Source organism: Streptomyces sp. SID11385, assembly GCF_010548245.1.
GTDB lineage: Bacteria > Actinomycetota > Actinomycetes > Streptomycetales > Streptomycetaceae > Streptomyces.
In genome coordinates this window covers 1-7,294 of record NZ_JAAGLR010001149.1, presented here as the reverse complement: position 1 = coordinate 7,294, position 7,294 = coordinate 1, and the positions used below count along the sequence as shown (strand labels likewise).

The following is a 7,294-nucleotide window of genomic DNA, read 5'->3' as shown; positions in this document are numbered from 1 at the left end:
ACCATCCCGTTGTACGCGGCGACGAGCGCCCGCCGGGCCGTCCGCTCCACCGGGCGCAGGGCCTCCGCCCGCGCCGCCATCTCCCCGGCACTCACCGCGGCCCCGTGCCCGCTCTCGTACGCGAGCGACACCAGCATCCCGATCCGCCGCCCCAGCTCCACGACCCGCACCGCCCGCGGCGGATACCCCGGCGCGAGGATCTCGGTCGCCGCCGCCCCGTGCAGCCGCGCCCGGTACGCCCCGATCGCCGCCTCCGCGACAGGGCCCGAGGCCGCCACGTCGAGCCGCGAGAGCACCGCCGTCGCCTCCCGCATCGCCTCCGCCAGCTCCCGCTCCGCCTCGCCCAGCGAGGGCACGTCCGCGGGCGGCGCCTCGCGCACCGGCAGACACCGCCACTCCACCTCCACGTGCACATCGCCCGCGGGCCCCGCCTCGAAGACCTCCGGCACGAGCCCGTACGGAGCCCCCACCGCCACCACGGCCTCCTCCGCGTCCAGCGCCGCGGCATTGAACTCCGGCGGACCTGAGAGCCCCAGCGGATGGCCGGGCGCCGGCAGCGCGAGCCGCAGCCCGCGCGCCCCGAGCGCCCGCAGCCGCCCCAGCGCCAGCGTCAGCCCGACCGGCCCCCGCTCGCCCGGCAGCCCTGTGACCCGGTGCACGGCGTCCTCGCCGACGATCGCGCTCGCGGCGTCGTCCGGTGGGACAAGACCGGCGAAAAGTGCATTCCCCCAAGCGGTCAGCCGCCCGGAACGTGGTTCAACGCGCATGCCCCCAGCCTAAGGACAGGACAGGCCACGGCTTCCCCCGGCCGGTGGCGTAGGTTTTCTCCAGGGGGACACCCCTTGGGGGCTGCGTCCGATCGACGCCAGCGACAAGCCGCGAGAGACAATGGGAGACACGGCGCTCATGAGCGATGTACTGGAACTGGTGGACGTATCGGTGGTCCGCGAGGGCCGGGCTCTGATCGAGCAGGTCTCCTGGTCCGTGAAGGAAGGGGAGCGCTGGGTCATCCTCGGCCCCAACGGCGCCGGCAAGACCACCCTCCTCAACGTGGCCTCCAGCTACCTCTTCCCCACCACCGGCACCGTGAGCATCCTCGGCGACCGCCTCGGCCGGGTCGACGTCTTCGAACTGCGCCCCCGCATCGGCGTCGCCGGCGTCGGCATGGCCGAGAAGCTGCCCCGCCGCCAGACCGTCCTCCAGACCGTCCTCACCGCGGCCTACGGCATGACGGCGACGTGGCAGGAGTCGTACGAGGACGTCGACGAGCAGCGCGCCCGCGCCTTCCTCGACCGCCTCGGCATGACCGAATACCTCGACCGCCGCTTCGGCACCCTCTCCGAGGGCGAACGCAAGCGCACCCTCATCGCCCGCGCCCTCATGACGGACCCCGAACTCCTCCTCCTCGACGAGCCCGCCGCCGGTCTCGACCTCGGTGGCCGCGAAGACCTCGTCCGCCGCCTCGGCCGCCTCGCGCGCGACCCGATCGCCCCCTCGATGATCATGGTGACCCACCACGTCGAGGAGATCGCCCCCGGCTTCACGCACGTCCTCATGATCCGCCAGGGCAAGGTGCTCGCCGCGGGCCCGCTCGAACTCGAACTCACCTCGCGCAACCTCTCCCGCTGCTTCGGCCTCCCGCTCGTCGTCGAGCAGCAGGGAGAACGCTGGACCGCCCGCGGCCTGCCCCTCGGCTGAAACCCGGACGGCCCCGGACCGAGACCCGGCCCCGCCCCCGTACGCCCTCAACGCCCCCTGTCCGCAGGGGGCGTTGCGCGCCTACCATGCCCCCGTGGACATCGACGCGTGGGTGTGGTGGCTGATCGGCGCGGTGGCACTGGGGATTCCCCTCGTGGTGACCGCCATGCCGGAGTTCGGCATGTTCGCGGCGGGCGCCGTCGCGGGCGCGATCGCCGCCGCGCTCGGCGGGGGCATCGTCGTCCAGGTGCTCGTCTTCGTCCTCGTCTCCATCGCGGGGATCGCCGTCGTACGCCCCCTCGCCGCCCGCCAGCGCGCCCAGCGCCCGCACCTCGCCAGCGGCATCGACGCCCTCAAGGGCCGCCAGGCCGTCGTCGTCGCACGCGTCGACGCGAGCGGCGAAGGCCGCGTCAAACTCGCGGGCGAGATCTGGTCGGCGCGCTCCCTCGACGCCGAGCAGACCTTCGAGCCCGGCCAGTCCGTCGACGTCGTCGACATCGACGGCGCCACGGCGGTGGTCATGTGAGCACCCACCGCCCGCCCCCACGGCGCCCTCCGCCCCGGAGCCGCCCGCCACGATCCGGCCGAATCCCGGCGCTTTACCGCCCACTTGCCGCCCCACCGGGCCTCGCCCGCGCGAAACGGCCCCGAGCGCCTCGAGGTTCTGACAGACTCGCCGTCAAGATCCACCGCACGCAGGCTTGCTAGCCACCACGGCACGAAGGGCACGGGCTACACGATGGCACCGATCATCATCGTCCTCATCATCCTGGTGGTGCTCGTCTTCATCGCCCTGATCAAGACGATCCAGGTGATCCCCCAGGCGAGCGCCGCCATCGTGGAGCGCTTCGGCCGCTACACCCGCACCCTGAACGCGGGCCTCAACATTGTCGTCCCCTTCATCGACACCATCCGCAACCGCATCGACCTGCGCGAACAGGTCGTCCCCTTCCCGCCCCAGCCGGTGATCACCCAGGACAACCTGGTCGTCAACATCGACACGGTCATCTACTACCAGGTCACCGACGCCCGCGCCGCGACGTACGAGGTCGCCAGCTACATCCAGGCGATCGAACAGCTCACCGTCACGACGCTCCGCAACATCATCGGCGGCATGGACCTGGAGCGGACCCTCACCTCGCGCGAGGAGATCAACGCGGCCCTGCGCGGCGTCCTCGACGAGGCCACGGGCAAGTGGGGCATCCGCGTCAACCGCGTCGAGCTGAAGGCGATCGAGCCGCCCACCTCCATCCAGGACTCGATGGAGAAGCAGATGCGCGCCGACCGCGACAAGCGCGCCGCGATCCTCCAGGCCGAAGGCGTCCGGCAGTCCGAGATCCTGCGCGCCGAGGGCGAGAAGCAGTCCGCGATCCTCCGGGCCGAGGGCGAGGCCAAGGCCGCCGCGCTGCGCGCCGAGGGCGAGGCCCAGGCGATCCGTACCGTCTTCGAGTCGATCCACGCGGGCGACCCCGACCAGAAGCTCCTCTCCTACCAGTACCTCCAGATGCTCCCGAAGATCGCCGAGGGCGACGCCAACAAGCTCTGGATCGTGCCCAGCGAGATCGGCGACGCCCTCAAGGGCCTCAGCGGCGCGGTCGGCAACTTCGGCGGCCTGGGCAACCTCGGCGGCGGCGGAGGCGGCAGCGACGCCAAGGCGGCCCCCACCACGCCCGGCACCGGCGGCAAGCCCTTCCCGCGCGAACAGCGCCCGCCCATCGACTGAGGGCCCACCCCGCAGGGTCTCGTACAACAGCGGGGCGGCCCCCTCCCGGACCAACGTCCGCAGGGGGCCGCCCCGTCTTCGTACCCGTACCCGTACCCGGCAGCCTGTTCAGGCCACCACCCCGTGCCCCTGCCCCAGCCACGCGGGCAGACCCAGCAAGTCGTCCTGCCCCAGCGCGAGCAGCATCGCGTGCGCCGGGGTCGGCTCGAACGGCTGCCGCAGCAGCGGCATCCCGGCCTGCTCCGGCGTCCGGTCCGCCTTGCGGTGGTTGTCCTCCGCGCAGGAGGCCACCGTGTTGAGCCAGGAGTCCGCCCCACCCCGGGACTTGGGCACCACGTGGTCCACCGTCGTCGCCCGCCGCCCGCAGTACGCGCACCTGTGCCGGTCCCGCACCAGGACACCCCGACGCGACCACGGCGCTTGTCTTCGGAACGGCACCCGTACGTACCGGCAGAGCCTGATGACCTGCGGCACCGGCAGATCGAGCGTCGCCGCCCGCATCCGCAGCCCCGGGTGCGCGCGCTCGACGACGGCCTTGTCGGTGAGCACCAGCACCACCGCGCGGTGCAAGGTCACCGTCGACAGCGGCTCGAAGCTCGCGTTGAGCACCAGCGTGTCCCGCATCTCGCCCACCTCCCCGCTCACCGGCCGCCCCCTGGCGGTCGGGATCAACTCTGGCCGGGCACAACGAGATGGACAACGCAATAAAAAGTGCCCTCCCCTGATCAATTCCATGACCGGGGGAGGGCAAACACGCGAGGCGGGCCCCGGCGTGTCCGGCGGCTTCTCAGCTCGCCGGGATCTCGTACGTACCGATGAGCTGCGCGCGGCCCACGGTGTGGAAGTGCAGATTGAAGCCGACGACGGCGGGCGTCGCCGAGGCATCGGGACCGAGTTTCTCCTGATCCACCGCGTGCACCGTGAAGACGTAGCGGTGCGCCGGGTCGCCCGGGGGCGGCGCCGCCCCGCCGAAGTCCTCGCTGCCGTAGTCGTTGCGCGCCTGCACGGCACCCGCGGGCAGCCCCGCGAAGGAACCCGTACCGGCCCCGGCGGGCAGCTCTGTCACCGTCGCGGGGATGTCGAAGACCACCCAGTGCCAGAAGCCGCTGCCGGTCGGCGCGTCCGGGTCGTAGCACGTCACCGCGTAGCTCTTCGTCCCCTGCGGCGCTCCCTCCCAGCGCAGGTGCGGCGAGGTGTTCCCGCCGTCCTGCGCCTGCGCCCGGCCGAGCGGCGCGCCCTCGGACACGTCGTCGCTGACCACGGTGAAGGCGGGCACCTGCGGCAACAGCTCGTAGGGGAGCGGTGGCCTCTTCTCACTCACGTCGCGAATCCTCCAGTACGGGTGTGACCGGGGCCTCTGGCGTGGCAGCGGCCCGCGGCGGTGGTGGCCAGCCTAGATCCGCCGGCCACCACCGCCGGTACCCCGCCCCGCCCGCCCCGGAACCCGCCGCGGCCGGACCGGCGGGACATGGACGTGCGGGACATGGACCTGCGGGACATGGACCTGCGGCGGTCAGAACCAGCTGCGTCGGCTGCCGACCTCGGAGATCCACTGGTGCAGGTACGCGTCCCAGTCGGTGTCGCCGAAGTCGTGCAGCCCGACCCGGAAGGCGCGGAAGGAGTCGCTGCCCTCGGTGAAGAGGCCGTCCTTCTTGTCCATCTCCAGCACGACGTCCATCTCGCGGTCGTCCGCGACGAAGCTCAGCTCGACCTGGTTGAGACCGCGGTACTGCTGCGGCGGGTAGAACTCGATCTCCTGGTAAAAGGGGAGCCGCTGCCGCGTCCCGCGGATCGAGCCACGCTCCAGGTCCGCGCTCTTGAACCGGAAGCCGAGCCGCCCGAACGCGTCGAGAATCGCGTCCTGCGCCGGCAGCGGGTGCACGGCGACGGGGTCGAGGTCGCTGGAGTCCACCGCGCGCGCGATCTGGAGCTCGGTGGTCACCCCGACGTTCATCCCGCGCAGGTGCTGCCCCCCGAAGGTCGTGATCGGGGTCTCCCACGGGATCTCCAGGCCGAAGGGCACGACGTGCGTCGCCCCTTCGTGCAGCAGGAAGGCACCACCGAGGCTCACCCGGTGGAACTCGATGTTCTGCTTGTACTCCTGGTCGCCGCTCTCGACCTCGACCCGCGCCTGGAGCCCCACCGACAGCCCCTCGATCTGCTGGTCCACGGCGCCGCCCTGGATACGGACCTCACCCTGCACCACACCGCCGGGGACCACGTTCTCCTCGAACAGCACCGTCTCGACCTCGGCCCCGCCGGAACCGAGACTCGCCAGCAGCTTCCTGAACCCCATGTGTCCGCCTCTTCCCTCGTTGACTTTCCCTGGAGACGTGCCCGCGTTCGCGTACGGGCACCCTGCGTCCGGTACGGGTGGCGCGCCGCAGGACTCGCTCATACGAACGCGCCTTCGGCCCTCCCGGTTCCAGCACCCGCGAACCGGCCCTCCCGTACCCTCGGGGGCCATGCCTTCCGAACCCGCGCCCCCCGAGAACGTGATCGCGGCCCATGACCGTACGCCTCTGCCGCGCTCCTTCTTCGACCGCCCGGTCCTCGAGGCGGCGCCCGCCCTCCTCGGCCGGCTCCTCGTCCGCGAAATCCCCGAGGGCCGCGTCGTCCTGCGGCTGACCGAGGTGGAGGCGTACGCGGGCGAAGCCGACCCCGGCTCGCACGCCTACCGGGGCCGCACCGCGCGCAACGCGGTCATGTACGGCCCCCCGGGGCACGCCTACGTCTACTTCACCTACGGCATGTGGCACTGCCTGAACGTCGTGTGCGGCCCGGAGGGCTTCGCCTCCGGAATCCTGCTGCGCGCCGGCGAGGTCGTCGAGGGCGCCGACATCGCCCGGCTGCGCCGCCCCACGGCGCGTCGCGACCACGAACTCGCCAAGGGCCCGGCCCGTTTGGCGACGGCGCTCGGCGTGGACCGGGCTCTGGACGGTACGGATCTGTGCGTTCCCGAGGGCGAACCGCTCCGCCTCCTCGCGGGCACCCCGGCCCCGGCGGCCCTCGTGCGCAACGGACCGCGCACCGGCGTCTCGGGCGAGGGAGGGGTGCACCCCTGGCGCTACTGGATCGACGGCGAGCAGAGCGTCAGCCCCTACCGGGCCCACACCCCGCGCCGCCGTCCGAGCACCGCACGCGGGACGAAGGCCAACGGTTCTTGACTCTCGCCGTCCGAACCCCTAACGTAGGACGAGCCGCTTGTGCCGGTAGCGCTCAGAGCGATGACGGACAGTGGCACCTCTACTACTCAACGACTCAGGTCCCGCAGGGGCCTGTTTTCTGGCGCGCCTTTATCGGTGCCCCGGAAATGAGTGGAAGCCCGATTGGGAGCTCCACGGAAAGTCGGTTAACGTAGTGGACACGCCGAAGGGAAACGGAAAGGCCGAAAGGCCGGGCCGGGAACCGGAAAGCACCGAGGAAATCGGGCCCGAGAGAGTCTGATAGAGTCGGAAACACGAAATACCGAAGGGAAAACGCCCGGAGGAAAGCCCGAGAGGGTGAGTACGAAGGAAGCGTCCGTTCCTTGAGAACTCAACAGCGTGCCAAAAGTCAACGCCAGATATGTTGATACCCCGACCGAGGATCTTCCGATCCGAGGTTGAGGTTCCTTTGAAACACACACAGCGAGGACGCTGTGAACCTGGGAGATTATTCCTCTCCCGGTTCCGCTCTCGTGGTGTCTCCCGATTACGGGAAAACATTCACGGAGAGTTTGATCCTGGCTCAGGACGAACGCTGGCGGCGTGCTTAACACATGCAAGTCGAACGATGAACCGCTTTCGGGCGGGGATTAGTGGCGAACGGGTGAGTAACACGTGGGCAATCTGCCCTGCACTCTGGGACAAGCCCTGGAAACGGGGTCTAATA

At 70.9% G+C, this 7,294-nt stretch carries 8 protein-coding genes and 1 rRNA gene; 5 read left to right on the top strand and 4 right to left on the bottom strand.

Going from position 1 to position 7,294, the window contains the following annotated elements:
• The coding region (locus tag G3I42_RS35035; RefSeq protein WP_164291687.1) for a hypothetical protein at nucleotides 1-767 on the bottom strand (767 nt) is incomplete at its 3' end.
• A gap of 139 nt (nucleotides 768-906) precedes the next feature.
• On the opposite strand from G3I42_RS35035, the gene G3I42_RS35030 reads away from it, so the two are divergent.
• The 3 genes from G3I42_RS35030 to G3I42_RS35020 all read left to right on the top strand — a co-directional run bounded on the left by G3I42_RS35030 (nucleotide 907) and on the right by G3I42_RS35020 (nucleotide 3,421).
• A complete protein-coding gene (locus G3I42_RS35030) occupies nucleotides 907-1,698 on the top strand; it encodes an ABC transporter ATP-binding protein (RefSeq protein ID WP_164291686.1) in 792 nt (263 codons plus the stop codon).
• Between the two features lie 94 nt (nucleotides 1,699-1,792).
• The gene (locus G3I42_RS35025; RefSeq protein ID WP_164291685.1) at nucleotides 1,793-2,224 is read left to right on the top strand and encodes an NfeD family protein; all 432 of its coding nucleotides are present in this window, start codon (nucleotides 1,793-1,795) and stop codon (nucleotides 2,222-2,224) included.
• A gap of 213 nt (nucleotides 2,225-2,437) precedes the next feature.
• Nucleotides 2,438-3,421 (top strand): SPFH domain-containing protein, encoded by a 984-nt coding sequence (locus G3I42_RS35020; protein WP_007828735.1) that lies wholly within the window; start codon nucleotides 2,438-2,440, stop codon nucleotides 3,419-3,421.
• A 108-nt stretch (nucleotides 3,422-3,529) separates the two neighbouring features.
• Here the strand turns inward: G3I42_RS35020 and G3I42_RS35015 are convergent, their stop codons facing one another.
• The 3 genes from G3I42_RS35015 to G3I42_RS35005 all read right to left on the bottom strand — a co-directional run bounded on the left by G3I42_RS35015 (nucleotide 3,530) and on the right by G3I42_RS35005 (nucleotide 5,717).
• The gene (locus tag G3I42_RS35015; RefSeq protein WP_164291684.1) at nucleotides 3,530-4,045 is read right to left on the bottom strand and encodes an HNH endonuclease; all 516 of its coding nucleotides are present in this window, start codon (nucleotides 4,043-4,045) and stop codon (nucleotides 3,530-3,532) included.
• A gap of 163 nt (nucleotides 4,046-4,208) precedes the next feature.
• Nucleotides 4,209-4,742 (bottom strand): YbhB/YbcL family Raf kinase inhibitor-like protein, encoded by a 534-nt coding sequence (locus G3I42_RS35010; RefSeq protein ID WP_164291683.1) that lies wholly within the window; start codon nucleotides 4,740-4,742, stop codon nucleotides 4,209-4,211.
• Between the two features lie 192 nt (nucleotides 4,743-4,934).
• Entirely contained in the window at nucleotides 4,935-5,717 is a 783-nt protein-coding gene (locus G3I42_RS35005) for a sporulation protein (RefSeq protein ID WP_164291682.1), read from the bottom strand.
• Nucleotides 5,718-5,916: 199 nt separating this feature from the next.
• Between G3I42_RS35005 and G3I42_RS35000 the strand changes: the two genes are divergently transcribed.
• Both G3I42_RS35000 and G3I42_RS34995 read left to right on the top strand, forming a co-directional pair.
• On the top strand, nucleotides 5,917-6,588 hold the full coding sequence (locus G3I42_RS35000; RefSeq protein ID WP_164291688.1) for a DNA-3-methyladenine glycosylase: 672 nt from the start codon (nucleotides 5,917-5,919) through the stop codon (nucleotides 6,586-6,588).
• Between the two features lie 539 nt (nucleotides 6,589-7,127).
• A 16S ribosomal RNA gene (locus G3I42_RS34995) occupies nucleotides 7,128-7,294 on the top strand; the annotation flags it as partial.